This is a genomic window from Pantoea sp. B270, from assembly GCF_018726825.1.
GTDB classification, from domain to species: Bacteria; Pseudomonadota; Gammaproteobacteria; order Enterobacterales; family Enterobacteriaceae; genus Pantoea; species Pantoea dispersa.
Genome location: NZ_JAHCSX010000003.1, coordinates 48,502 through 74,632, shown reverse-complemented (window position 1 = coordinate 74,632; position 26,131 = coordinate 48,502). Strand labels below are relative to the sequence as shown.

At 56.0% G+C, this 26,131-nt stretch carries 23 protein-coding genes; 20 read left to right on the top strand and 3 right to left on the bottom strand.

Going from position 1 to position 26,131, the window contains the following annotated elements; all coding sequences use genetic code 11:
* Positions 1 to 12: 12 nt before the first annotated feature.
* Entirely contained in the window at positions 13 to 1,032 is a 1,020-nt protein-coding gene (locus KOL70_RS20000) for an aminopeptidase (protein ID WP_058780265.1), read from the bottom strand.
* A 248-nt stretch (positions 1,033 to 1,280) separates the two neighbouring features.
* On the opposite strand from KOL70_RS20000, the gene cysG reads away from it, so the two are divergent.
* The 17 genes from cysG (at position 1,281) to rpoS (ending at position 19,121) form a co-directional block, all read left to right on the top strand.
* Positions 1,281 to 2,696: a siroheme synthase CysG gene (gene cysG, locus KOL70_RS19995; protein WP_021507355.1), complete on the top strand. Its 1,416-nt coding sequence runs from the start codon at positions 1,281 to 1,283 to the stop codon at positions 2,694 to 2,696.
* 9 nt (positions 2,697 to 2,705) lie between these two features.
* Positions 2,706 to 3,614 (top strand): sulfate adenylyltransferase subunit CysD, encoded by a 909-nt coding sequence (gene cysD / locus KOL70_RS19990; protein WP_021507354.1) that lies wholly within the window; start codon positions 2,706 to 2,708, stop codon positions 3,612 to 3,614.
* A 10-nt stretch (positions 3,615 to 3,624) separates the two neighbouring features.
* Positions 3,625 to 5,052: a sulfate adenylyltransferase subunit CysN gene (gene cysN, locus KOL70_RS19985; RefSeq protein ID WP_058775992.1), complete on the top strand. Its 1,428-nt coding sequence runs from the start codon at positions 3,625 to 3,627 to the stop codon at positions 5,050 to 5,052.
* The gene (cysC, locus tag KOL70_RS19980) at positions 5,052 to 5,657 is read left to right on the top strand and encodes an adenylyl-sulfate kinase (RefSeq protein WP_021507352.1); all 606 of its coding nucleotides are present in this window, start codon (positions 5,052 to 5,054) and stop codon (positions 5,655 to 5,657) included. The genes cysN and cysC overlap by 1 nt, the downstream gene beginning before the upstream one ends.
* A 53-nt stretch (positions 5,658 to 5,710) precedes the next feature.
* A complete protein-coding gene (locus tag KOL70_RS19975; RefSeq protein ID WP_021507351.1) occupies positions 5,711 to 6,031 on the top strand; it encodes a DUF3561 family protein in 321 nt (106 codons plus the stop codon).
* Between the two features lie 170 nt (positions 6,032 to 6,201).
* Positions 6,202 to 6,519: a cell division protein FtsB gene (ftsB, locus tag KOL70_RS19970; protein ID WP_021507350.1), complete on the top strand. Its 318-nt coding sequence runs from the start codon at positions 6,202 to 6,204 to the stop codon at positions 6,517 to 6,519.
* A 3-nt stretch (positions 6,520 to 6,522) separates the two neighbouring features.
* Positions 6,523 to 7,239 carry a 2-C-methyl-D-erythritol 4-phosphate cytidylyltransferase gene (gene ispD / locus KOL70_RS19965; protein WP_021507349.1) on the top strand — a complete coding sequence of 239 codons (717 nt, stop codon included), beginning with the start codon at positions 6,523 to 6,525 and terminating at the stop codon, positions 7,237 to 7,239.
* Positions 7,239 to 7,721 (top strand): 2-C-methyl-D-erythritol 2,4-cyclodiphosphate synthase, encoded by a 483-nt coding sequence (gene ispF / locus KOL70_RS19960; protein ID WP_031279680.1) that lies wholly within the window; start codon positions 7,239 to 7,241, stop codon positions 7,719 to 7,721. The genes ispD and ispF overlap by 1 nt, the downstream gene beginning before the upstream one ends.
* On the top strand, positions 7,718 to 8,761 hold the full coding sequence (gene truD, locus KOL70_RS19955) for a tRNA pseudouridine(13) synthase TruD (protein WP_215481457.1): 1,044 nt from the start codon (positions 7,718 to 7,720) through the stop codon (positions 8,759 to 8,761). Before ispF ends, truD begins: the two co-directional genes overlap by 4 nt.
* Positions 8,762 to 8,776: 15 nt before the next feature.
* A complete protein-coding gene (locus tag KOL70_RS19950) occupies positions 8,777 to 9,820 on the top strand; it encodes a LacI family DNA-binding transcriptional regulator (protein WP_059010919.1) in 1,044 nt (347 codons plus the stop codon).
* Positions 9,821 to 9,978: 158 nt separating this feature from the next.
* Complete coding sequence (locus KOL70_RS19945) at positions 9,979 to 11,049, top strand: SIS domain-containing protein (RefSeq protein ID WP_215481456.1); 1,071 nt, start codon at positions 9,979 to 9,981, stop codon at positions 11,047 to 11,049.
* Between the two features lie 30 nt (positions 11,050 to 11,079).
* On the top strand, positions 11,080 to 12,447 hold the full coding sequence (locus KOL70_RS19940) for a PTS transporter subunit EIIC (protein WP_141496294.1): 1,368 nt from the start codon (positions 11,080 to 11,082) through the stop codon (positions 12,445 to 12,447).
* A gap of 79 nt (positions 12,448 to 12,526) precedes the next feature.
* Complete coding sequence (locus KOL70_RS19935) at positions 12,527 to 13,918, top strand: OprD family outer membrane porin (RefSeq protein WP_215481455.1); 1,392 nt, start codon at positions 12,527 to 12,529, stop codon at positions 13,916 to 13,918.
* Positions 13,919 to 13,929: 11 nt separating this feature from the next.
* Complete coding sequence (locus KOL70_RS19930; protein WP_058780259.1) at positions 13,930 to 15,774, top strand: glycoside hydrolase family 9 protein; 1,845 nt, start codon at positions 13,930 to 13,932, stop codon at positions 15,772 to 15,774.
* Positions 15,775 to 16,159: 385 nt separating this feature from the next.
* Entirely contained in the window at positions 16,160 to 16,786 is a 627-nt protein-coding gene (locus KOL70_RS19925; RefSeq protein ID WP_021507341.1) for a protein-L-isoaspartate(D-aspartate) O-methyltransferase, read from the top strand.
* Between the two features lie 166 nt (positions 16,787 to 16,952).
* Positions 16,953 to 18,077 (top strand): murein hydrolase activator NlpD, encoded by a 1,125-nt coding sequence (gene nlpD, locus KOL70_RS19920; protein ID WP_215481454.1) that lies wholly within the window; start codon positions 16,953 to 16,955, stop codon positions 18,075 to 18,077.
* Positions 18,078 to 18,128: 51 nt separating this feature from the next.
* Positions 18,129 to 19,121, top strand: coding sequence for an RNA polymerase sigma factor RpoS (rpoS, locus tag KOL70_RS19915; protein ID WP_021507339.1), 993 nt, complete (start codon positions 18,129 to 18,131; stop codon positions 19,119 to 19,121).
* A 93-nt stretch (positions 19,122 to 19,214) separates the two neighbouring features.
* Here rpoS and mutS read toward each other — a convergent pair whose 3' ends face one another.
* Positions 19,215 to 21,770 carry a DNA mismatch repair protein MutS gene (gene mutS, locus KOL70_RS19910; protein WP_215481453.1) on the bottom strand — a complete coding sequence of 852 codons (2,556 nt, stop codon included), beginning with the start codon at positions 21,768 to 21,770 and terminating at the stop codon, positions 19,215 to 19,217.
* A 217-nt stretch (positions 21,771 to 21,987) separates the two neighbouring features.
* Here mutS and KOL70_RS19905 point away from each other — a divergent pair, with 217 nt between their 5' ends.
* From KOL70_RS19905 to KOL70_RS19895, 3 genes are read left to right on the top strand one after another with little or no spacing between them, the layout of a single operon-like run.
* Positions 21,988 to 23,271 carry a site-specific integrase gene (locus KOL70_RS19905; RefSeq protein ID WP_215481452.1) on the top strand — a complete coding sequence of 428 codons (1,284 nt, stop codon included), beginning with the start codon at positions 21,988 to 21,990 and terminating at the stop codon, positions 23,269 to 23,271.
* Positions 23,272 to 23,316: 45 nt separating this feature from the next.
* The gene (locus KOL70_RS19900; RefSeq protein ID WP_215481451.1) at positions 23,317 to 24,510 is read left to right on the top strand and encodes a hypothetical protein; all 1,194 of its coding nucleotides are present in this window, start codon (positions 23,317 to 23,319) and stop codon (positions 24,508 to 24,510) included.
* Between the two features lie 45 nt (positions 24,511 to 24,555).
* Positions 24,556 to 25,470: a hypothetical protein gene (locus KOL70_RS19895; RefSeq protein ID WP_215481450.1), complete on the top strand. Its 915-nt coding sequence runs from the start codon at positions 24,556 to 24,558 to the stop codon at positions 25,468 to 25,470.
* Between the two features lie 85 nt (positions 25,471 to 25,555).
* On the opposite strand, the gene KOL70_RS19890 is transcribed toward KOL70_RS19895, so the two are convergent.
* The gene (locus KOL70_RS19890; RefSeq protein WP_215481449.1) at positions 25,556 to 25,888 is read right to left on the bottom strand and encodes a hypothetical protein; all 333 of its coding nucleotides are present in this window, start codon (positions 25,886 to 25,888) and stop codon (positions 25,556 to 25,558) included.
* Between the last annotated feature and the right edge of the window lie 243 nt (positions 25,889 to 26,131).

Sequence of the window (26,131 nt, the reverse complement as noted above, 5' to 3'; positions counted from 1 at the left end):
ACCGGCAAGATCTTACAACGTCGGATTAGCCAGCTCCGTCAGCAGCGGCTGCAAAATGCGTACGCTGTCGCGTGTGCGCTGATGGATGCGCCCCGGCAGCCAGTGGTCGATGTAATTCAGATTATCGCGCCCGGTCTGGTGGCGCACCGTACCCTCCGGAAAATGCGGTGAACGCGCGCGCTGCTGCTCACCGGCTTTATTGCCCAGCGCCCAGTTGGCTGCGGTAACGTCCAGCAGCGGAATCCCGGCTTTATCAAACGGATTAACGCCTGGGTAGTCGCGTGCGGTCAGCACGTGGCTGGCGGCCGTGATGCCGTAACGGTGCGCAATCTGCAGGGCGCGCGCGCTGGTCTGCTTGCGTACCGCCGCTGGCGTATTCATGCCGTTATTAAAGTAGAGGCGATCGCCAACGATCAGGCTATTCAGATCGATCACCAGCAGCGTATCTTTCTTCTCCTGCACGCTCATGCGCGCCAGATAATCATCCATACCGTGTAAACCGGCTTCGCCTGCGCTCAGTGCCACAAAGCGCACGCCATAGTGCAGCGGCGTTTGACTCAGCGCCTGCGCCAGCTCCAGCATCACGCCCAGCCCGGAAGCGTTATCGTCCACGCCCTGCAAACGCAGGCCGCCGAGATTATTGTCTGCCTCGTGCTGGCTGAGCGGCGTCCAGGTATCCAGATGGGTGACGATCAGAATCTCCTGCGGCACGCTGCCGGCGCGTGCGGCGATCACCGAGGTCGCCGTCACTTTATGGCGGCGCGTGATGCCCTGTTTCTCCAGCCAGTTATAGCTGGTATTAAACTGCCGGGTATTGCTCTGATAACCAAGCTGGGTGAACTGCTGCTGCAGATAATCTGCCGTCATCAGCTCGGCGGGGCTGCCGCTCATGCGGCCGGGGAAATAGGTGGCGATGTGACGCAGCTGCTGTTCGGCAAAGTGGCCAGGGGCGCTCGCTGCAGCCTGCGCCAAAAGAGGCAAACCGCCGGCAATCAGTGCGGCCAGCACGCTGCGGCGGAGAGTGGCAAACATAGTGGTTGTCCTTTTCTGACATCCCGTCAGGGTAAAAAAATTCTGAGTTAGTATGAAACTGTGACGCCGCCTGCACAATTTGTATCGCTCCGAAACACCAGCAATATCATTTGTTAAGCACAAATTGTTATCAGCAATCCCGGTGCGTTATTCCATTTGGTAACTACTCATGCTAATTCGTAATTTCATCTGCCAGAAGGCGGGGACGTATAGTCGCGTTAACTTATTGTAAAACTAACAAGGTTAACGTGGATTACTTGCCTCTCTTTGCCGATCTCAAAAACCGTCCGGTGCTGGTGGTCGGCGGTGGCGAAATCGCTGCGCGTAAAATTGAGCTGCTGCGGCGTGCCGGTGCGCACGTGCGTGTGGCCGCGCGCGAGCTCGGCCATGAACTGCAGGCGCTGCGCGACATTAACGCCATCGAGTGGATTGCTCAACACTTCGACGCGGCGCAGCTGGACGATGTTTTCCTCGTGATTGCCGCCACCGACGATAACGCTCTCAACGCGCAGGTATTTGATGCCGCCAATGCGCGCCACAAGCTGGTGAATGTGGTCGACGACCAGCCGAAATGCAGCTTTATCTTCCCGTCGATTGTTGACCGCTCACCGCTGGTGGTGGCGATCTCCTCCAGCGGCACCGCGCCGGTGCTGGCGCGTCTGCTGCGTGAAAAAATCGAAGCGCTGCTGCCCGCCAATCTTGGGCAGATGGCCGAAGTGGCCGGTCAGTGGCGCGACAAAGTCAAACAGCGCTACCACAAAATGTCTGACCGTCGTCGCTTCTGGGAGCGGGCTTTTAATGGCCTGTTTGCCAGCCAGATGGCGGCGGGTAACGTCAACGAGGCGCGCCGCACGCTCGATCGTGAACTGGAAAACACCTCCGATAATCAGGGTGAAATCACGCTGGTCGGTGCCGGGCCGGGCGACAGCGGTTTGCTGACGCTGCGCGGGCTGCAGGTGATGCAGCTGGCCGATGTGGTGCTGTATGACCATCTGGTCAGCGACGAGGTGCTGGAGCTGGTAAGACGCGATGCCGATCGTATCTGCGTCGGCAAACGCGCCGGCGCCCATTCGGTGCCGCAGGAAGAGACCAATCAGCTGCTGGTGACGCTGGCGCAGCAGGGCAAGCGCGTGGTGCGCCTGAAAGGCGGCGATCCGTTTATTTTTGGCCGCGGCGGCGAAGAGCTGCAGGCGGCGCAGGCGGCGGGCATTCCGTTCCAGGTGGTGCCGGGCATCACCGCGGCCGCGGGTGCTACCGCGTATGCCGGTATTCCGTTAACCCACCGCGATTATGCCCAGAGCGTGCTGTTTATTACCGGTCACTGCCGCGCCGACGGCGACGGTATCGACTGGCCGTCGCTGGCGCGCGCGCGGCAGACGCTGGCAATTTACATGGGCACGGTGAAAGCGGCGGAAATTGCCGCCGGGCTGATCGAACACGGCCGCGCGCCGTCAACGCCAGTGGCGGTGATTGGTCGCGGCACGCGCCAGGATCAACAGGTGCTGACCGGCACCTTAGCACAACTCGAGGCGCTGGCAGCTGCCGCGCCGACGCCAGCGCTATTAGTGATTGGCGAAGTGGTGAATCTGCACGGGCAACTTGCCTGGTTCCAACATTCGGCACAGCAGGGGGCTCGCGAGTCCGCCGTTGTCAATTTGGCTTGAGGAAAAATTATGGACCAAAATCGTCTCACTCATCTGCGCCAGCTGGAGGCAGAGAGTATCCATATCATCCGCGAGGTGGCGGCCGAGTTCAGCAATCCGGTGATGATGTACTCCATCGGTAAAGACTCCTCGGTAATGCTGCATCTGGCGCGCAAAGCCTTCTATCCGGGCACGCTGCCGTTTCCGCTGCTGCACGTTGATACCGGCTGGAAATTCCGTGAAATGTACGAGTTCCGCGATCGCACCGTGAAAGCGATGGGCGCAGAGCTGCTGGTGCACCGTAACCCGGAAGGCGTGGCGATGGGCATTAACCCGTTCGTGCACGGCAGCGCCAAACATACCGACATCATGAAAACCGAGGGCCTGAAGCAGGCGCTCAACAAATACGGTTTTGATGCGGCATTCGGTGGCGCACGCCGTGACGAAGAGAAGTCGCGCGCCAAAGAGCGTATCTATTCGTTCCGCGATCGTTTCCACCGCTGGGATCCGAAAAACCAGCGTCCGGAGCTGTGGCACAACTACAATGGCCAGATCAACAAAGGCGAAAGCATTCGCGTGTTCCCGCTCTCCAACTGGACCGAGCTGGATATCTGGCAGTACATCTTCCTGGAAAACATCGAAATCGTGCCGCTGTACCTGGCTGCACCGCGCCCGGTACTGGAGCGCGACGGCATGCTGATGATGATTGATGATGATCGTATCAACCTGCAGCCGGGAGAAGTGATTAAGCAGCGTATGGTGCGTTTCCGTACCCTCGGCTGCTGGCCGCTGACCGGCGCGGTGGAATCCGAGGCGCAGACGCTGCCGGAAATCATTGAAGAGATGCTGGTCTCCACCACCAGTGAACGTCAGGGGCGCGTGATTGACCGCGACCAGGCCGGTTCGATGGAACTGAAAAAACGTCAGGGTTATTTCTAAGGAGACGCCGATGAATACCGTTATTGCCCAACAGATTGCCGAGCAGGGCGGCGTTGAAGCCTGGCTGACCGCGCAACAACACAAAAGCCTGCTGCGTTTCCTCACCTGCGGCAGCGTCGACGACGGCAAAAGTACGCTGATTGGCCGTCTGCTGCACGATACGCGCCAGATTTATGAAGATCAGCTGTCGTCGCTGCACAATGACAGCAAACGCCACGGCACCCAGGGCGAGAAACTCGATCTGGCGCTGCTGGTCGATGGCCTGCAGGCCGAGCGCGAGCAGGGCATCACTATCGATGTGGCCTATCGCTATTTCTCCACCGAGAAGCGCAAGTTCATCATCGCCGACACGCCGGGGCACGAGCAGTACACCCGCAACATGGCGACCGGTGCCTCAACCTGCGATCTGGCGATCCTGCTGATCGATGCGCGCAAAGGCGTGCTGGATCAGACCCGTCGCCACAGCTTCATCGCCACGCTGCTGGGCATCAAACATCTGGTGGTGGCGATTAACAAGATGGATCTGGTGGCGTACAGCCAGGAGACCTTCGAGCAGATCAAACAGGATTACCTCGATTTTGCCGCGCAGCTGCCGGACGATCTTGATATCCGCTTTGTGCCGATGTCGGCGCTGGAAGGCGATAACGTCGCCACCCCGAGCGTAACCATGCCGTGGTACAGCGGCCCGACGCTGCTCGACGTGCTGGAGACGGTAGAGCTGAAGCGCGTGGTCGACACGCAGCCGATGCGCTTCCCGGTGCAGTATGTTAACCGGCCGAACCTCGACTTCCGTGGCTATGCCGGTACGCTGGCGTCAGGTACGGTCAGCGTCGGCCAGCGGGTGAAAGTGCTGCCGTCCGGTGTGGAATCCAGCGTTGCGCGTATCGTCACCTTTGACGGCGACCTGCAGCAGGCGGCCGCCGGTGAGGCGATTACCCTGGTGCTGAACGATGAGATCGACATCAGCCGTGGCGATCTGCTGGTGGATGCCGCAGCCGATTTGCAGGCGGTGCAGTCCGCGACCGTCGACGTGGTGTGGATGGCGGAACAGCCGCTGCAGCCGGGACAAAGCTATGAAGTGAAAATTGCCGGTAAGAAAGCGCGTGGCCGCGTCGAAAAGATTCTCCATCAGGTGGAGATCAATACGCTGGAAAAACGCGCGGTCGACAGCCTGCCGCTCAACGGCATCGGTCTGGTAGAAGTGACCTTCGATGAACCGATGGTGCTGGATGCTTACCAGCAGAACCCGGTGACCGGCGGCATGATCTTTATCGATCGCCTGAGCAACGTGACCGTCGGCGCCGGCATGATCCATCAGCCGCTGAGCGCCGCGCGCAGTCAGGCTGGCCAGTACAGTGATTTCGAGCTGGAGCTGAACGCGCTGGTGCGCCGTCACTTCCCGCACTGGAACGCGCGCGACCTGCTGGGCGGTCAGTAATGGCGCAGCACGACGAAAACGTGGTGTGGCATGACCATCCGGTCACGCGCGCTGAACGCGAACAGCAGCACGGCCATCGTGGCGTGGTGCTGTGGTTTACCGGGCTCTCTGGCTCGGGTAAATCCACCGTGGCCGGTGCGCTGGAGCAGGCGCTGCACCGGCTGGGCGTCAGCACCTATCTGCTGGACGGCGACAATGTGCGTCACGGCCTGTGCCGCGATCTCGGTTTCAGCGATGAAGACCGCAAAGAGAATATCCGGCGCGTGGGCGAAGTGGCGAAACTGATGGTGGATGCCGGACTGGTGGTGCTGACGGCGTTCATCTCGCCGCACCGTGCCGAGCGCCAGATGGTGCGCGATCTGCTCGGTGACGGGCAGTTTATCGAGGTGTTCGTCGATACGCCGCTGGCGGTGTGCGAAGCGCGCGATCCGAAAGGCTTGTATAAAAAAGCCCGTGCCGGCGAGCTGCGTAACTTCACCGGTATCGACAGCGTTTACGAGGCGCCAGACGCGCCGGAAATCCAGCTGGATGGTGAACAATTGGTTACAAAACTGACCGGCCAATTGTTAGACCTGCTGCGCCACCACGATATCATCAGATCCTGAACCGACAGCGGCAAATCTCACGGTTTGCCGCGCTTAGCGTCAACAGGATCTCTATGCAGAACGTTACCCCCATGCTGGCACGCAAAGATGAACGCACCCCGGATGAGCCACGCTCATCGTTGCCGGGCGGCGTGATCGGCTTTCTCTCGTACTGGTGTGCGCTGGGCATCCCGTTTCTGCTGTACGGCTCTAACACGCTGTTTTTCTTTCTCTACACCTGGCCTTTTTTCCTCGCGCTGCTGCCGGTTTCGGTGCTGATTGGCATCGTGCTCAGCCTGATGCTGCGTGGCCGGCTGTGGTGGAGCGGCCTGATCACCGCCCTGGTGGTGGTGTGCCTGTTCTGGCTGCTGTTCTCCTTTCTCTCCGGCTGGTAATCCGGCGCTGATGTGCAAACGCATCGGCAGGTTACAAAACTTTACCTGCCGTCCGGCGCTTTCCCCGTCATTATTTGTCCAGACAAATCTGCTTGCGCGCCATTTTCGCTGCCGCAGTGGAGTCCGGCGTCAAGTTATGGGATGATTGAGCCGTTTTTCAGGGGGCGGGGATGGGAAAACTGACGTTACTGCTGCTCGTGCTGCTGGGATGGTTGCAATACTCTCTGTGGCTGGGCAAGAACGGTATCCATGATTACACGCGCGTCAGCGAAGACGTGGCGTCACAACAGGCGAATAACGCCAAACTCAAAGCGCGTAACGATCAGCTGTTTGCCGAAATTGACGATCTCAATGGCGGTTCAGAGGCGATTGAGGAACGCGCACGCAGCGAGCTGGGCATGATCAGGCCTGGCGAGACTTTCTATCGTCTGGTGCCAGACCAAAACAAACGTAATGCGCAACAAGCGGCGCAGAATCAACAACGATAAACCATGAATCAGCTCTCTTCCTCTGCGGATGTGATTGCCGTGGTGCCGGCTGCCGGTATCGGCAGCCGCATGCAGGCCGCCTGTCCGAAGCAGTATCTCACCATCGGTCCGTTAACCCTGCTCGAGCACAGCGTGGCGCGCCTGCTGGCGCATCCGGCGGTAAAGCAGGTGGTGGTGCCAGTCAGCCCGGATGACGGCTGGTTCGATAGCCTGCCGCTGGCGCAGGATGCCCGCGTGCTGCGCGTCACCGGCGGCGAAACCCGCGCCGAGTCGGTGCTGGCCGGATTACAGACCATCCGCCACAGCGCCTGGGTGCTGGTGCACGACGCGGCGCGTCCGTGTCTGCATCCCGATGATTTAGCGCGTTTGCTGGCGGTGCGTGAGCACAGCAAAGTCGGCGCGATTCTGGCGGCACCGGTGCGCGACACCATGAAGCGCGCGGAGCCCGGCAAAGGTGCCATTGCGCATACCGTCGAACGCGATGATTTGTGGCATGCGCTGACGCCGCAGTTTTTCCCGCATGCGCTGCTGACCGCCTGCCTGACGCGCGCGCTCAATGAAGGCGCGACCATCACCGATGAAGCCTCGGCGCTGGAGTATTGCGGTTATCATCCTGAGCTGGTCAGCGGACGCAGCGACAATATTAAGGTAACGCGGCCGGAAGATCTGGCGCTGGCGGCCTTCTATCTCACTCAGATTCAGTTAAAGGAGCACGCATGATGCGTATCGGTCACGGTTTTGACGTGCACGCGTTTGGCGGCGAAGGTCCGCTGGTGATTGGCGGGGTGCGTATTCCCTTCGAACAGGGCTTTATTGCGCATTCCGACGGCGATGTGGCGCTGCATGCGCTGACCGACGCGCTGCTGGGCGCGGTGGCGATGGGCGACATCGGCAAACTGTTCCCGGACACCGATCCGGCATTCAAAGGCGCCGACAGCCGCGGTTTGCTGCGCGAAGCCTGGCGTCGCATTCAGCAGAAGGGCTACCGCATCGGCAACGTCGATGTCACCATCATCGCTCAGGCACCGAAAATGCTGCCGCACGTGCCGCAGATGCGCGTCAACATCGCCGAAGATCTCGGTTGCCACATGGATGATGTCAACGTCAAAGCCACCACCACCGAGAAGCTGGGCTTCACCGGTCGCGGTGAAGGCATTGCCTGCGAAGCCGTGGCGCTGCTGGTGAAGGCCGATCGGGCATGAGTGAGCTGCTCTACCTGCACGGCGTGCCCGCTGCTACCGGGGTGATCAAAGCCAGTCCCGAAGATTTCGTGGTAATTGAAGATCTCGGCTATCCCTATGATGGCGAAGGCGAGCAGCTGCTGGTGCGCGTCCGTAAAATTGGCTGCAACACGCGTTTTGTCGCTGAGGCAATCGCCAAATTTCTCGGCGTGCATCAGCGCGATCTCAGCTATGCCGGCATGAAAGATCGCCATGCAGTCACCGAGCAGACGCTGTGCTTCCGCGTGCCGGGCACGGCGATGCCCAACCTTGCCGGCTTCCAGCTGGAAGGCGTGGAGATCCTGCAGGTGATTCGCCACAAGCGTAAACTGCGCACCGGCGCGCTGGCGGGCAATGCGTTTCGTCTGGTGGTACGTCAGGTGTCCGATCGCGCGCAGGTGGAATCGCGGCTGCAGCGGATTCAGCAGCAGGGCGTGCCCAACTACTTTGGTGAACAGCGCTTTGGCCGCGGCGGCAATAACCTGACGCAGGCGCGCCTGTGGGCAGAGGAGAAATTCCGTCCACGCGACCGCAGTATGAAAGGCATTCTGCTGTCGGCGGCGCGCAGCCAGCTGTTCAATCAGCTGACCAGCGCGCGCCTGCAGCGTGACGGTGCGCTGGATCGCGTGCAGCCCGGCGATGCGCTGCAGCTCAGCGGGCGCGGCAGCTGGTTTGTTGCCCAGGCGGACGAGTTACCTGCGCTGCAGCAGCGTGTGGATAACCACGAGCTGCGCATTACCGCGCCGCTGGCCGGGCGCGGCGAGCCGGGCACCCAGGGCGAAACGCTGGCGTTTGAACAGCAGCAGCTGGCGGGCGCGGCCGATCTGCTGGGCCTGCTGGAGCGTGAACGCGTCGATGCGGCGCGGCGCGCCATGCTGGTGGTGCCGAAAGATCTGCAGTGGAGCTGGTGGGATGACGTCACGCTTGAGCTGCAGTTCTGGCTGCCGGCCGGCAGTTTTGCCACCAGCGTAGTGCGTGAGCTGCTGAGCAACGGCGCGGCGGCCCCGCTCGGCGACGAATAAGCGAACCCGGCGACGATGAGCAAAAATCTCACCATCAAGGATATTGCCGTACTCGCCGGTGTGTCGATCACTACCGTCTCGCGCGTGCTCAACAAGCATGCGTGGGTGTCGGAAAAAACCCGCACGCGGGTGGAACAGGTGATTGCCGAGCATCAGTTCAGCCCCAACCTGATGGCGCGCGGCATGATATCGCGCCAGAGCTATACGCTCGCGGTGATCGTCTCTGACATCACTAACCCTTACTTCGTCACGCTGGTGGCGCAGATTCAGCAGGCCTGTCTGGCCATCGGTTACAAAATCACCCTGTACGATACCCAGTCGGCCAACCGCAGCCCTCAGCACGACGATGACGAAAGCGCGATTTTTCAGTCGATTATCGATAGCCAGATCGATGGGGTGATCGTGCTCGGCGGTCACAGCGACTACGCGCCGATTCCATCCGGCTACCTGACGCTGCTGGAATCGCTGATGGACAAAATGGCGGTGGTGGTGGTGGGGCAGCCGCATCCTGCTGGCCGCTGGCCGTGCGTGATGCGCGACCAGCAGCACTGCGTCGGGCTGGCGGTGAATCATTTGCTGGCGCGCGGCCTGCGTGATATCGCGTTTATTGGCGGTTCGCGCAAAGTGTGGGTGACGCGCGAGCGCGTCAGTCATTTCCACGCCACGCTGCAGCAGGCCGGCATTACGCCGCGCGACAGCTGGATCTGCCTGAATAACTTCTATCCTGAACACGGCTATCAGGCGATTGATACGCTGTGGCAGCAGGCAGAGCAACCGCAGGCGCTGGTGGCAATCAACGATCGCGTGGCGATGGGCGCGATCCGCGCGTTACGCGATCGCGGCATTGACGTGCCTGAGCAGGTCGCGGTCATCAGCTGCGAGCGCTTCCCCGGCAGCGAGTATTTTATCCCGCGCCTGACCAGCGTCGATCACCAGAATCCGCAGCTGGGGCAAAACATTATCACCATGATGATGGCGCAACTGGACGGCAGCTTAAGCCCGCACGCGCGCTGCAGCGCACCGCTAAAGCCGGTATTGATCCCCGGCGAATCCGCCTGATCTTCTCCCCTTAAACGTTCCGCCTGCTTTCCTTGCGCTTTGTTAGCGCGATCGCAATTTCACGATCCTCACGTTGACTTAATATGCGCCATTAAATAAGTTGGCGCACAACCTGAAAACGTTTTCAGGTTGGCGGGAAAACAGTTTAAGGAGCGGTAATGAAACCCACCATGATGACCTACATCCACCAGCAACCCGAGGTGCTGAGCCATCTGCTGGCGCGCTATCCGCAGGGATTACCGGTGCTGGGCAAGGCAAAAACAGTGCTGATTCTGGCCACCGGCTCCAGCATCAACGCTGCGCTCAGCGCCAAATATTACGTTGAGCAACTGACCGGCGTACGCATCAGCGTGCAGGAGCCGTTCCATTTTCAGCACTACGAGCAGTGGGATCCGGCGACCGATCTGGTGATCGCGATTTCACAGAGCGGCGAGAGCACTTCGACGCTGGCGGCGATTGACGCGCTGAAAAAACAGCACGGCGTGGCAACCTGGGGCATCACCAGCAAAATCACCAGTCCGCTGGCGCAGGCGGTGGATCACGCCGTAGACATCATGAACGGCGAGGAGCGCGTCGGGTATGTCACCAAAGGCTATGTCGCCACGATCCTGACGCTGATGCTGATTGGCGTACACAGCGCGCGCCACAGCGGTCGCCTCAGTGCAGAGCAGGAGCAGCAGGCGCTGGCGCAACTGCAGCGCGGCGTCGACGCGATTCCGGACATCATCGCCCGCACCGAGCGCTTCTGGCAGCGCTGGCAGGACGATCTCACTGCGGCGCCACGCTTTATCTCGATTGGCTTTGGTCCGGCGATTGGCGTGATCAAAGAGATGGAGACCAAATTCAGCGAAACGGTGCGCGTGCCGTCGCAGGGCATTGAACTGGAAGCGTTTATGCACGGCCCCTATTTCGAAATCAATCCGCAACACCGACTGTTCTTTATCGACGTCGAGGCACCGGTGCGCGAACGCCTGCAGCTGCTGCGCCAGTATGAGCAGCGCGTGACGCCGCACGTCTGGAGTCTGTGTCTCGGGGAGAGCGATGATGCGCGCACGCTGGCGCTCGGCGTGGAGGTCAGCGAATGGACGGCGCCGCTGCTGATGGTGATTCCGTTCCAGATCCTCGCGCATCACATCGCTGAAGCCAAAGGCAACAATCTGCCGCAGCGCATATTCACTGATTTTGGTGTGGCGATGAAGAGCAAAACCAAACCGGGTGATTACGACTAACGCCGGGCGCGAGCCATAAGGATAACAACAATGAAACTCGATTACGTGAAGCTGGCGCAGGCCATCAGGGAACAGGTCGGCGGCGACGATAATATCAGCCATATTTCACACTGCGCCACGCGGCTGCGGCTGACGATAAACGATCTGGCCAGTGTCGATATGCCGGCCATCAGTAGCCTGCCGGGCGTCATCCGCGTGGTGAACGCGTCCGGACAGCTGCAGATTGTGGTCGGGCCGCAGGTCGAACAGCTGTATCAGGCGATGCAGCAGGGCGCAGCGCCGGTGGCCGAGCCGGCGAAGCCCGGCAAAGACGAGCGCGGCGTTGCGGGCAAAATGCTGGCCACGCTCGGCGCTATCTTCACGCCCTACATTGGCGTACTGGCCGGCATCGGGGTGATCAAAGGCATCATGGTGCTGCTGCAGACGCAGGGCTGGGTGGCGGACGATGACCTGCTGTTCGCCGTGTTCAACGCGCTGGCCAGCGGGGTGTTTGTCTTTCTGCCGCTGTTTATTGCGGTTACCGCGGCAGACCGTTTCGGTGCCAGCCGTTTCACCGCGCTGGCGCTGACGGCGGCGATGGTGTTTCCGCTGACCCAGCCGGATCTGCCGGCGCACTTCGCGCTGTTCGGCCTGAGCATCAGCCTGAAGATTTACGGCGGCGCGGTGATTCCGGCAATTCTGGCGGTGCTGCTGCTGAGCAAGGTTGAGCACCGACTGAAACAGTGGATCCCCGAGGTGGCAGCGCTGGTGTTTGTGCCGTGCCTGTCGCTGCTGATTTGCGGCTTTGTGGTGTTCACGGTGATTGGCCCGCTGGCAGATTACGTTGGCGTCGGCATCGCCAGCGGCTACAGCTGGCTCTATCAGCTCAGCCCGATGATCTCCGGCGCGCTGCTGGCGGGCATTGGTCAGCTGTTCGTGGTGTTTGGTGTGCACTGGGGCATCATCCCGCTGGCGCTGATCAATATTCAGGTTCAGGGCTATGACACCATCATGGCGATGTTTATGTCGGCGGTGATGGGGCAGTTTGGCGCGGTTACCGGCGCGATCTTCATCGCCCGCAGCCTGCGCGACCGGCAGATTGCAATCTCGGCGTCGCTGTCAGCGTTCTTTGGCATCACCGAACCGGCGCTGTACGGCGTCAATCTCAAGTACCGCATGCTGTTTATCTTCGGCTGCATCGGCGCGGCGCTCGGCGGTGGCATCACCGGGCTGCTGCAGGTGAAAACTTACAGTTTCCTGCCGGTGCTGAATGTGTTTGAACTTGGCCTGTTCGAAGGCCCGGAGTCGAAGATGATCTATGAAGTGGCGGCAATTGCCGTGGCTTTCCTCACCCCATTCATTCTGACGCTGATTTACGGCCGCTGGACGCTGCGCAGCGTGAATAAAACCGGCGCCTGATGCGCTGATTCGTTAACACCAAAACAGGGAAATCGCATGCGGCTGCTTCGCAGGGCCGCGTGCACCTTAAGGAAAGGTCATGAACACATTCACCAGGAGAAAAAAGGCAGCGCTGCTGCCGCTGGCCACCCTGATGCTGGGCGCGGCACCGCCGGCGCTGGCGGAAGGATTTGTTGAAGACAGCACGCTGGAGGGCACCGTCTATTACTGGCAGCGCCACCGTGAGCGTAAAGATCTCGATCCGCACAGCGCGCACTATCAGCACTATCAGACCAACCTGCATCACAGCACGCTGACCGGCGCGCTCGATTATCAGTCCGGCTATCTGGCCGATACCGTGGGCATTGATGTGGCGGCCTTCGCCACCTGGGATCTGTTTGAAGGCAGCCCGGCGCATCCCAACGAGATCAGCTTCAGTCACGGGCCTTCGATGTGGGAAGACCGTGGCGTTGGCGAACGTAACGGGCTGGATCTCTACCGTGCAGCGCTGAAACTCAAAGCCGGCGACTACTGGCTGCGGGCCGGTTATATCCAGCCGAGCGGTCAGACGCTGCTTGGCACCCAATGGGGATTTCTGCCCGGCACCTACCAGGGCGTGGAAGTCGGAGCGGTCTATGACTATGGCGCTGCCGGCGCGCTGTCGCTGTCGTGGATGGGCGCCAACAAGTACAAAGCACCGTGGTATCGCAAAATGTACGAGTTTCGCGAAATCGACCGGCAAACACGCATTCCTTATCTGCACTCGCTGGGCGCGAAGTATGACTTCAAAAACGGCAACACGCTGGAGCTGGCGTGGGGTGAATCTCCGCATTATCTCGACAAATATTTCGCCAAAGCGGCGCGTCAGACCACGCTGTGGGATAACCCGTTCAGCGTCAGCTGGCAGTTCTACGGCTCGCAGGATCGTACCGGTCGCCATGATGTTTACGATGAATTTGCCTGGCAGCAGGGCCTGACGCTGGCGTACCAGTGGGATCGCTACCAGTTCCGGCTCGAGGGCAGCGCGGTACACGCACCGGGGAAACAAGGTTACTACACCGTGGCGATGACGCCGATCTATCCCAACTCCGCGGGCCGCATCGATATGTGGTGGGATTCGCGCTCTGACTTCAACGCCGACGGCGAAAAAGCGCTGTTTGCAGGCCTGATGATCGATCTCAGCGACATCGTCTGGCCGGGCGTCAGCATCGGTGGCTCGTTCGCCTGGGGCTGGGACGGTAAACCGGCGCGCGGCGGCGACTGGTCGCAGCAGCAGCGCCTGACGGAAACCGCCATCAATGGCGATCTGGTGTGGCAGGTGCAGTCCGGCTGGGCCAAAGACACGGTATTTAAGCTGCATCTCACCGCCTACAACAACCATAGCGATAACCCCAGCTGGGGCGGCGGCTATGGCAATGTTTTCCAGGATGAAAAGGACGTCAAATTCATGATGATTGCCCCTTTTAGCCTGTTCAATCACTCACGACACTAAGGATGATGACCATGAGGATTCGCTTCTCCGCGCTGACCGCAGCGCTGTTACTGGCCGGGCTGGCGCACGCCGAAACCCACGTTTTAATCAATCAGGTCGGCTACGATGTTGCCGCGCCGAAAAACGCTATCGTGCAGCTTACCGGCGACTCGCGCGCTAAACCGCCGGTGAAATTTACCCTACTGGATAATGAGACCAATAAAGCGGTGCTGAGCGGCACGCTGCAGCCGCAGGGGGACGTGCCGGGCTGGGGCGATCGCACCTTCTATCGTGCCGATTTCTCCGGCTGGCAAACGCCGGGCCGCTACGTGCTGCAAACCACCAGCAGCGACGGCGATGTGCGCTCCGGGCCGTTCATTATTGGTGCCGATCTGCTCGAGCGCTATACGCTGTCCGATGTGATTGCCTATTTCAAAAGCCAGCGCGTCACCGGCCTGTTCGATAAGGCGGACCGCAAACTGCCGCTGCCACCGGGCACCGGCAGCGGTACGGTTGACGTCCACGGCGGCTGGTATGACGCCACCGGCGATTACGGCGTGCACCTGTCGCACCAGAATCTGACCTCTTACTTCAATCCGCAGCAGGCGCCGCTGGTGGCGTGGAGTTTACTGCGCGGTTATCAAAATCTCGGGGCGCGGGATAACCCGAACTTTGATGAGTATCGCCGGCGCATGCTCGACGAAGGGCTGTACGGTGCCGATTTCCTGGTGCGCATGAAGCGGCCGGGTGAATCCTTCTTCCAGGCGATCTCGTCGCCGGGCAAAGAGAAGCTGGCTCAGGACCGGGTGATCGCCAATCCCAACTGGCGCACGCAGATTAAAGAGAAGGAGTCAGATTCCACCATTGTTGAAGAGGAGGCGGTCGGCCCGCTGGCGTGGCAGGCCAGCTTCCGCTCCGGTGCCGGCATGTCAATTGCCGCGCTGGCGCTGGCCAGCACCATGGAGAATGACGGTAACTTCACGCGGCAGCAGTATCTGCAAACCGCAGAAGATGCCTTTGCCTTCCTGCAGAAAAATAATCTGCGCATGGTGAACGACGGCAAAGAGAACATTGTGGATGATTACACCGCGCTGCTGGCGGCAACCGAGCTGTACCGCGCCTCGCAAAAAGCGGTCTATCTGGCTGCGGCGCAGCAGCGCGCGGAGAGTCTGATGGCGCGACTGACGTCGCTGGATAACTGGCATGACTACTGGCGTGCCGACGGCGAAAAACGCCCGTTCTTCCATCCGTCCGATGCCGGTCTGCCGGTGATTGCGCTGCTGGAGTACGCGCGCATCGCGCCACAGGCGCAGCAGGCGAACATCCGCCAGACGGTAAAACGCTCGCTGGGCTTTGAACTGGCGGTGACTAAAGAGAGCAATAACCCGTTTGGCTATGCGCGCCAGCTGATTCAGCTGAAAGACGGCGTGAAGCGCACCAGCTTCTTCTTCCCGCACGACAGCGAAGCTGCGCCGTGGTGGCAGGGCGAAAACGCGCGTATCGCCTCGCTGGCCGCCGCCGCCCGTCAGGCGATGCCGCTGTTCGCGGACGATAAAGCCTTTACGCAGCAGCTGCAGAGCTATGCCTGGGATCAGCTCAACTGGATCCTCGGTCATAATCCGTACGACGTCAGCATGCTGACTGGCAGCGGCTATCGTCACATCAGCTATCTGTTCTTCAATTCGTGGAAATACACCACGCTGCCGGGCGGTATCGTCAACGGCATCACCGGCGCGTCGAATCAGGTGGCGGACGGTATCGCCTTTGACGAAGGTTATGCGGTCACACGGAAGGATGACGACTGGCGCTGGGCGGAAGGCTGGCTGCCGCACTCGGCCTGGTATCTGTATGCGGTGAGCTTACCGGATCGTCACTGAGGTGATAAATCAGCCCGGCTTTTCGCCGGGCTTTTTACTGGGTGCCATTGCGTTTGACTGCTTATTGTTGCGACAACTGCCGACGGTTGCGTGATTTACGCCTATCACTTCCCGCGCCTCACCGCTAGAATGCAAACATCCTTGTGCCGCCAGCGCAGGACCGCTTGCGCCGCTGAAGGCGCAAAACGGGCGCGGCGGTCGGTGGACCGGTTAATGAAAAAGGTCAGAATCAGATGCGGATACGGCTCAGCAACGATGATGGAATTCAGACTCCCGGCATTGGCGTGTTCCCTGGCGTGAAGACATTACGACAGGTTGATCCTGGCGCCGGCGTGGCGCGGAAGAGGGCAGGCGACGGGCTGTACCAGGCTGAGGTGAATCCGGCATGGTAAACCGGCGCATCGAAACGCTTCTGGCCCAACTGCGCACGCAGGGTATTCACGATGAGCATCTGCTGAAAGCCATCGCTGATGTCCCGCGTGAACGCTTTATTGACGAGGCTTTTGAACATAAAGCCTGGGAAAATGTGGCGCTGCCGATTGGCAACGGCCAGACCATTTCTCAGCCTTATATGGTGGCGCGCATGACGGCGCTGCTGGAGCTGAACCCGACCTCGCGCGTGCTGGAAATTGGCACCGGTTCGGGTTATCAGACCGCCATTCTCGCGCATCTGGTTAACCACGTTTACTCGGTTGAACGCATCAAAGGGCTGCAGTGGCAGGCGAAACGCCGCCTGAAGCAGCTCGATCTGCATAACATTTCCACACGCCACGGCGACGGCTGGCAGGGCTGGGCCGCGCGGGGGCCGTTTGATGCCATTATTGTGACTGCCGCACCGCCAGAAATTCCGACTGCGCTGATAGCGCAACTGGGAGAAGGCGGCAAAATGGTGCTGCCGGTGGGTGAGGACCAGCAGGTACTTAAGCGCCTGCGTCGTCAGGGTGGTGAAATCATTGAAGAAACGATTGAGCCGGTGCGCTTTGTGCCGCTGGTTCAGGGCGATCTGGCATAAAGCCATCTTACGTATTTCTTCACAATCGTTACATGGCATGGCGCAGTTGATATTGTTACTATCCTTGTTAATCAATGCGAAAGCGCGTTTTTGACGGCACAGATAGTGAATCATGCGGTCAACGTCGACACACAGTTTTATCCAGGATTGCCATCACGGGGGATCAATGAGCACGGGAAGCACAGTATTTCAATTACGCCGTCTGGCGGCACTTTCACTGGTCGGTTTTTGGCTGGCAGGCTGTAGCTCTGGCGACAACACACAAGCCCCCATCAGCCAGATTGGCAGCAACAGCGGCGACAGCGGTATGGCTGCTGCTCCCACCACAGGCGGCGGCATGATCGCCGCGCAGAACAGCACCGTGCCGGCGATGCCGCGTGGTGGAATGTTAAGCGATGGTACACCATCAGCCGCGCCTGCGGGTGGAATGGTTAGTGGCAATAATAATGTGACCACCGAAAATGGTCGTATTGTGTACAATCGCAATTATGGGAATATTCCTAAAGGCAGCTACGGCGGTGAAACCTACACCGTTAAGCGAGGCGATACGCTGTTCTATATTGCCTGGATTACCGGCAATGATTTCCGCGATCTGGCACAGCGCAATAATATCGCGGCGCCCTATAGCCTGAGCGCCGGGCAGACATTACAGGTGGGTAACGGTAACGGTCAGACCATCACCGGTGGTAACGCGATAACCGCAGCGGATGCCACGCAGGGCGGCGTTCCGGTGGCATCGAATCAGACGCAAATTAAATCCACCCCTGTTGCACAGCAACCTGTTATTACGTATTCTGATGATTCGGGTTCGACAGGCGGGAAAATGCTGCCGTCGAAAGGGGCAAATAATGTGGCAACGACCACAGCTCCGGTTACCGCACCGCCCACAGTTAGCAGCACAACTAATAGCACAACACCAGTGGGAAGCTGGCGTTGGCCGACTGATGGGAAGATCATCGATAACTTCTCCGCTGCGGAAGGCGGAAACAAAGGGATCGATATCGCCGGGTCGCGTGGACAACCTGTCGTCGCCACTGCATCAGGAAGAGTGGTATACGCAGGCAACGCGCTCCGCGGGTACGGTAATTTAATTATCATCAAACACAACGATGATTACCTGAGTGCCTACGCCCACAACGATACCATGCTGGTCCGGGAACAACAGGAAGTTAAGGCGGGGCAAAAAATCGCTACCATGGGTAGCACCGGAACCAGTTCAGTAAGATTGCACTTTGAAATTCGTTACAAGGGGAAATCCGTAAACCCGTTGCGTTATTTACCGCAGCGATAATCCGGCAGAACCTTAGGTGTTCTGCCCTTGGATCACGGGTAGGAGCCGCTTATGAGCCAGAATACGCTGAAAGTTAATGAGTTACACGATGATGCGGAATTCGAGGAGAACGGAGCTGAGGTTTTTGATGAGAAGGCTCTCGTTGAGAACGAACCTGGTGATAATGAAGTAGCTGAAGAAGAGTTGCTGTCACAGGGTGCGACGCAACGCGTTCTGGATGCGACGCAGCTTTACCTCGGCGAGATTGGTTATTCACCACTGTTAACGGCGGAAGAAGAGGTGTTCTTCGCCCGTCGCGCATTACGCGGTGACATTCCTTCTCGTCGTCGCATGATCGAAAGTAACTTACGCCTGGTGGTAAAGATTGCCCGTCGTTATAGCAATCGTGGTCTGGCGCTGCTGGACCTGATTGAAGAGGGTAATCTCGGCCTGATTCGCGCCGTAGAGAAGTTTGACCCGGAACGCGGGTTCCGCTTCTCAACTTATGCCACCTGGTGGATTCGTCAGACCATTGAACGGGCTATCATGAACCAAACCCGTACGATTCGTCTGCCGATTCACATTGTTAAAGAACTGAACGTTTACCTGCGTACCGCGCGTGAACTGTCGCACAAGCTGGACCATGAGCCGAGTGCGGAAGAGATCGCCGAGCAGCTGGACAAGCCAGTTGATGACGTAAGCCGTATGTTGCGTCTCAACGAGCGCATTACGTCGGTTGATACGCCGTTAGGCGGTGATTCCGAGAAAGCGCTGCTGGATATCCTGGCCGATGAGAAAGACAACGGTCCGGAAGACACCACGCAGGACGATGATATGAAACAGAGCATCGTTAAGTGGTTGTTTGAACTCAATGCCAAGCAGCGTGAAGTGCTGGCGCGTCGTTTCGGCCTGTTAGGCTATGAAGCGGCAACGCTGGAAGATGTGGGCCGCGAAATCGGTTTAACCCGTGAGCGTGTCCGTCAGATTCAGGTAGAAGGTCTGCGTCGTCTGCGTGAAATTCTGCAGACGCAGGGTCTGAATATCGAAGCACTGTTCCGCGAATAAGCCGTAGCTGGCAATAAAAACGGTGACCATAAGGTCACCGTTTTTTTATGCCTGTCATTCAGGCCGGCGCGCCGCGAACGCGCCGGTGACTGATTACATCAGGGTTTTCAGACGGTAAATCCACTCCAGCGCCTGTTTGGGCGTCAGGCTGTCCGGATCGAGCGCTTCCAGCGCTTCCACTGCCGGCGAGGTTTCCGCCACCAGCAGCGGCAGCTGTGAGCCCTCCACCGTTGAGCCGGCAGAACTGCCCGACAGCGCTTCCAGCTCTTTTAACTTGTGGCGCGCACGCTTAATCACCTCTTTCGGCACACCGGCCAGCGCCGCCACGGCCAGGCCGTAGCTCTTGCTCGCGGCGCCATCCTGCACGCTGTGCATAAAGGCGATGGTGTCACCGTGTTCCACCGCATCAAGATGCACATTCACCACGCCTTCCATTTTCTCCGGCAGGGTCGTGAGCTCGAAGTAGTGGGTGGCAAACAGCGTCATGGCTTTGATGCGATTCGCCAGGCTTTCGGCACAGGCCCAGGCGAGCGACAGGCCATCATAAGTGGACGTCCCGCGGCCGATTTCGTCCATCAGCACCAGGCTGTTTTCGGTGGCGTTATGCAGAATGTTGGCGGTCTCGGTCATCTCGACCATAAAGGTAGAGCGACCGGAGGCGAGATCGTCAGCGGCACCGACACGGGTAAAGATGCGATCGATGGGGCCGATCACCGTCTCTTCCGCTGGCACATAGCTGCCGATCCAGGCCATCAGCGCAATCAGGGCCGTCTGCCGCATATAAGTACTCTTACCGCCCATGTTGGGGCCGGTAATGATCAGCATGCGACGCTGCATCGAGAGCGACAGCGGGTTGGCAATGAACGGCTCTTTCAGCACCTGTTCCACCACCGGATGGCGACCGGCGGTGATGCGAATCCCGGCTTTCTCCTGCAGCACCGGGCGGCAATAGTTGAGCGTCCAGGCGCGCTCGGCCAGGTTGGCCAGTACGTCCAGTTCAGCCAGCGCCGCGGCGCTCTGCTGCAGCGCTTCGAGGTGCGGCAGCAGGCGATCGAACAGCTCGTCATACAGGCTCTTTTCCAGCGCCAGCGCTTTGCCTTTCGACGTGAGGACCTTGTCTTCGTACTCTTTCAGTTCGGGAATGATATAGCGCTCGGCATTTTTCAGCGTCTGGCGGCGGACGTAATGGATAGGCACCAGATGGCTCTGTCCGCGGCTGACCTGGATGTAATAGCCGTGCACAGCGTTGAAGCCAACCTTCAGCGTATCCAGCCCCAGTTTTTCGCGCTCGCGAATCTCCAGGCGGTCAAGATAGTCGCTGGCGCCGTCGGCCAGCGCGCGCCACTCGTCCAGCTCGGCGTTATAGCCGGGCGCGATAACACCACCGTCGCGCACCAGCACTGGCGGCGATTCAATAATGGCGCTTTCCAGCAGTTCGCGCAGTTCGCTGAAATCCCCCATCCGGTCGCGCAGCACATTCAGATGAGGTGCGGCCACGCCCGCTAACTGGGTATTGAGTTCTGGTAATTGCTGGAAGGCATGACGCATGCGTGCCAGATCGCGCGGACGCGCGGTGCGCAGCGCCAGACGTGCCAGAATACGCTCCAGATCGCCTACCTGGCGCAGCACCGGTTGCAGTTCTTCGCTCAGCGACTGCAGTTCGGCAATTGATTCCTGGCGGCGCGTGATGGTGGCTACGTCGCGCAGCGGCATATGCAGCCAGCGCTTCAGCATGCGGCTGCCCATCGGCGTGACGGTTTTATCCAGCACCGCCGCGAGCGTATTTTCGCTGCCGCCCGCCAGATTCTGGGTGATTTCCAGATTGCGCCGGGTGGCCGCATCCATAATGACGCTGTCCTGCTGGCGCTCCATACTCAGTGAACGAATATGCGGCAGTGAGGTGCGCTGCGTATCTTTGACATACTGCAGCAGACAGCCCGCCGCGCGCAGCGCCAGATGCGCCTGCTCGACGCCAAAGCCGCTGAGATCGCGCGTGCCAAACTGCAGGTTCAACTGCTGACGCGCGGTGTCGATTTCAAATTCCCACAGCGGACGGCGGCGCAGGCCACGGCGCTGATCGATCAGCGTCATGGCCTGCAAATCTTCCGGATAAAGTAGCTCTGCCGGATTGGTGCGCTGCAGTTCGGCCGCCATGGTCTCGACATCGCCCGGCTCGCTGAGGCGGAAACGCCCGGAGCTGATATCCAGCGTGGCGTAGCCAAAACCGCGCTGGCTCTGGAAGATGGCTGCCAGCAGGTTATCCTGGCGCTCCTGCAGTAACGCTTCATCACTGATGGTGCCGGGCGTTACGATGCGCACCACTTTACGCTCAACCGGCCCTTTGCTGAGTGCCGGATCGCCAATCTGCTCACAGATCGCCACCGATTCGCCCAGCTGCACCAGCTTCGCCAGATAGCCTTCCACGGCATGATAGGGCACGCCGGCCATCGGGATCGGTTCACCGGCGGACGCACCGCGTTTGGTCAGCGAGATCTCCAGCAGCTGCGAGGCGCGTCTGGCATCGTCGTAGAACAGCTCATAGAAATCGCCCATGCGATAAAACAGCAGGATGTCAGGATGATCGGCCTTCAGGCGCAGGTATTGCTGCATCATAGGCGTGTGGGAAGTGATATTTTCTAATGCACTCATTGTATTGAGATGTCCATTATCATAAAAATTAGATAGTTAAGTGATTTTATGATTATCATTTGTTCTCACGTTGTCTCACTGGATCTCATGAAATCCTACATTTTACTGTAGGTTAAAGTGTAGCTTGCCAAACTGTAGATTGGTAAAATGTAGCTCTAATAGCCACAACCTACATTTTCTTTCACGAGTACGTGGAGAATATGATAACGGAGTCTGTATGACAGGAAAACCTGCGGGCAAGCCCCTTTCTTCGAGGGCGCTCGAAACAATGAAATCTGGCGATAGCGATAAAGCTGATGTCGGAGAAAACAGAGGTTTGCGCGTATCATGCGGGAAAACTGGCATTAAGTCCTTTTTCTATCGTTACACTAGCCCAGTCACTGGCAAGCTGGTTCAAGTCAAAATCGGTAACTTCCCTCAAGTCAGTCTTGCAATCGCTCGTACTAAGTTGCACGAACTAAAATTGCTGCGTCAGGAAGGGCGATGCCCTGCCACTGAAGGTAAAGCTGCAAAGGCAAAGTTAATAGAAGAATCTAGTAAGGTCATCATCCCTGAGCTAACCGTTGAAGGATTAGTCGAGCTATATCTCACTCAAAGGATTGAAGATCGCAAAACGGCAGATGGGAAGATTGTCGCTGGCGCCAGAAAGAAAAAAGGGCAGAGTGAGGTGCGCCGTACACTATATGGTGATGCAGTCAAACACTTAGGCACTCGGATCGCCAAGGATATTACGCGAAAAGACGTGATAGATTTGGTTAGCAGTATTGTTGCCCGAGGTGCCAATGTTCAAGCGGGTAATGTGTTGCGGGAACTATCGCTCGCCTATGAGTTTGCAATAGGTTTGGGGCGTTTTACTGATGATTTCGCCAACCCAGCATTGCTTGCTAAATCAAGCCTAAAACAAACCCGTATCAAGCTTACCAATGGACGTGGGACACGAGTGCTTAGTGAATCTGAGCTTGCAAAGTTTCTAAAGTGGTTACCGGGTTCAGCCTATACGCCAACGATTAAAAACGTCCTTAGACTCACTCTATGGACGGGGTGCCGTACGGGTGAAGTGTGCAATATGGAATGGAAGGATGTTGATCTTGAGAAAGGCACAATCCATCTAAAAGAAACGAAGACGGGTGTTGAACGATATGTTCAGTTATCAAAGCAGGCTATCGATTTTCTTAAAGTTCTCCGCATGACTTCCGATAACTATTTATTCCCTTCACAAGCAACTAAAAAACCTATACAGCAGAAGTATCTCACTGAGAACTCATGGCGGTTGCGGGAAAGTGGACAAATGCTTGATATACCTCATTGGACGCCTCATGACTTACGACGTACAGTTCGTACAGGTTTGTCTCGTATACAATGTCCTAACGAAGTTGCTGAAGCGATCTTGGGGCACACACGAGGAGGAGTTGAAGGTATATATAATCTTTATGCCTACGATGCAGAATGCAAAAAGTGGCTCCAAAGTTGGTCTGATTACCTTGAAAACATTATGAAATAATGTGGTTAAAATAATAGTCTTTAACATAAAAACAGGATGTTAACTATGGAAGATTATAGAGATGATCTTGAAAATAAATGCGCACCGTTAGATTGGTTAGAGTTGACGGCTAAAATGTGTTTCTCAAACCTTTCAGCGTGGGCGAATGATGCGATTTTTAATAAATATGGAGGTGATTTAACCTACGAATTAACTCTTGACGAAAGAGTGAATGCAAGGGTAATAAGTTACCCGGCTTATCCATATAAAGCGACCATAGAAGTAACTTATGGAATGCTACGTGCTATATATAAAGAGTGTTTGGCTTATCCTGCATATTGTAAGAAGCTAGAAAAAGATGGTTGGGGTTTTAATGTTTTTGATGATCAATTTAAAGGGGCGGAGCTGTTATTTAAAGGAGGTATCCCTCCCAAAATCATAAAGTCGAATTTTGTAGCTGAATGTTTAAATTTAATGGGAGTCGAAAATAATGTCCCTGAAGAAAGTCAATTCAGTATCGATGACTATATATGCCGCTTCACAATGTATGAATGCATGCTGTCATGGGTATTTTTTCATGAATTAAGCCATCACGTTCAAGGTCATTATAAATTCAAGAAAAATAATGCTTCTGGAATTCACAAGGAGTTTCTTGAGGTTGGAGATGAGATACCTTCAAATGAAATTGATAGTCAGGCAAGGGAAATATTGGCTGATATGGAGGGGCTTTATTTAACATTTAGAATGATGTTGAAAAATGATGTTTTTATGCCTCAAAATGTGTATTGCTTATTATATGCTCAAAGTTCTTTATTTAACCTATTCTATTATATCAATCCCTCAGCGTATGAAAATCTAACAAACTTTGATGTGTCGCATCCTCATCCTAAAGTCAGGAATCGATATCTGCATTTATTGTTCATTACTATAATGTCATGGGATTTGCAGAACCCAGAGTATACTTCATTACGCGAGAGCTTTATTAGAGGGTTTGATTATTACACGGTTAAATCGTCATTTTTAGCTGGGATGATTTGGTCAATTCGCCACCAAGACGATTATGACCCAAGTGTAACCCCAGACTTTTTGCTACTTGACAGTCCAGACGAGAGCGAATTATCTAATGATTATTATGAGGCGTTGATTAGGTCTGCTAGGAGCCATATAAATGAAATTGAGAATCAACACCTTATAAATGATGATGAGGATTGTTTATTTAAGGTTGTTGATGTGGAAGAGTTTTTCTATACACCTTTATAATGAGGTGGTTTTATCTGTGATTTATTTTAAATAGGTGTTTGAGATATGGATTTCAAAATATTCAATGAAGATATAGGTGTCATAGGGTACAAAAGATTAATTCATAAGATCATGTTTCCAGGCCCTTCTAGAAAACCTCTTAGTGACTATATAGATATGGCTATGTATGATTCATTTAAAAGCCATCCAAATTTCCAATTCAAAATATCAGCCTTCAGGGCTGAGACTAAAGTTTTTCCAAAGAAAACTGTTTTTTCAAGAGTAAGAGTAATTCAAAATGATGATGCGGTGCGCTTTATAAATGGTGGAATAAAAATCAGCGATTTCTACCCGCCAAATCCTAAATTAGTGAATTTAACCCCAGGGAGGTATAATGAAAAAGACTCAAGGGTAATGTATCTCTCGGACTCGCCTGAAACTGCCGAAGTAGAGTGCAAAGTTAAAGATGGTGATTGTTTTTTAAGATCTCAATTTACTATCAATCGCGAGATGGCTTTTTTTACGTTAAGTAAAAGTTCCGGGCGAACGAAACCTTTTTTGGACTTGATAAATAATGATGATGTAAGGTTTTATCCAGTAATAACTTATTTAATGAATGACATACTACGTTTTCCTGGTTTTCATGGTTGTACATATGACTCAGTGCCAGCAAATAAAATAAAAGGCTTTAAAAGCTCCAAGATTAATTTGGTTGTATGGAATGATTTTATCAATGAAGTTGATTTTGAATATTCGTTTTTGTCTTTGAGAAATAATGGTAATCTTTACTCATACTCACTTTTCTATATGGAGGATGGGCGGGTTTTGAGTATTGATTGCGGAAAAGAATCTGATAAAGCTACAAAAAAACATCAGGATATTTATGATAGATTGACTAGAGAGACGAGTTGTGTCAAAAGCATTGATAAGAACTTTTTAGCCGGACTGGAAAATCCGTTCAAAATTGTGGGTGGGCAGTAGGTTAAATTCGATTTTAATAATGGTCCGCATTGTTTGTATGTTAATTTTGTTTTTTATTAGGCAGGGTGGCCCTGCCTAATCTTATTTAAATACCATAAACATTAATGTAGAATTGACCTTTTCCTTCATCAACCTTTTGAATGCGATAAGTTATTGGGATGTCTTGCTTTAAATTCGGCTTAGTGAATGTCAGATCAGCTGCACACTGATACACATCTAACTTTGAGTCGTGACTCAGTGTTCTGACGTTGTTTACGGAAATTAACACGTCCGCATCCAGTTTTAATGATTTTTCAATCTCCTTGCGGGAGATATCAATAACTAAGTTCTTTGCATCAGTACTGCTGCATTTAGGTGTGTCTTCGTTGCACCCAGAGAGAATAAAAGCAATAACTAAACTAATGAAAATTTTAAACATGTGGTTTTCTCTTGTGTTTTTAATCATAGTCTTAATTTGAATTTCTGATTTTCTCAAGAATATTAGCGGCCCGGTTGTAATCTATTCTAAAATGATGCTGTACAGTACTTACTTTGACAACTTTTAATCCTTCATTAAAAATTAACTCAAGGGTCTGTTCATACAGGAGGTCGGTGGGTGCATCATTTTCGTTCTTGATTGTTTCTGTAATGTTGATTGTGTCAGGGGATATTCTCTGGCTGT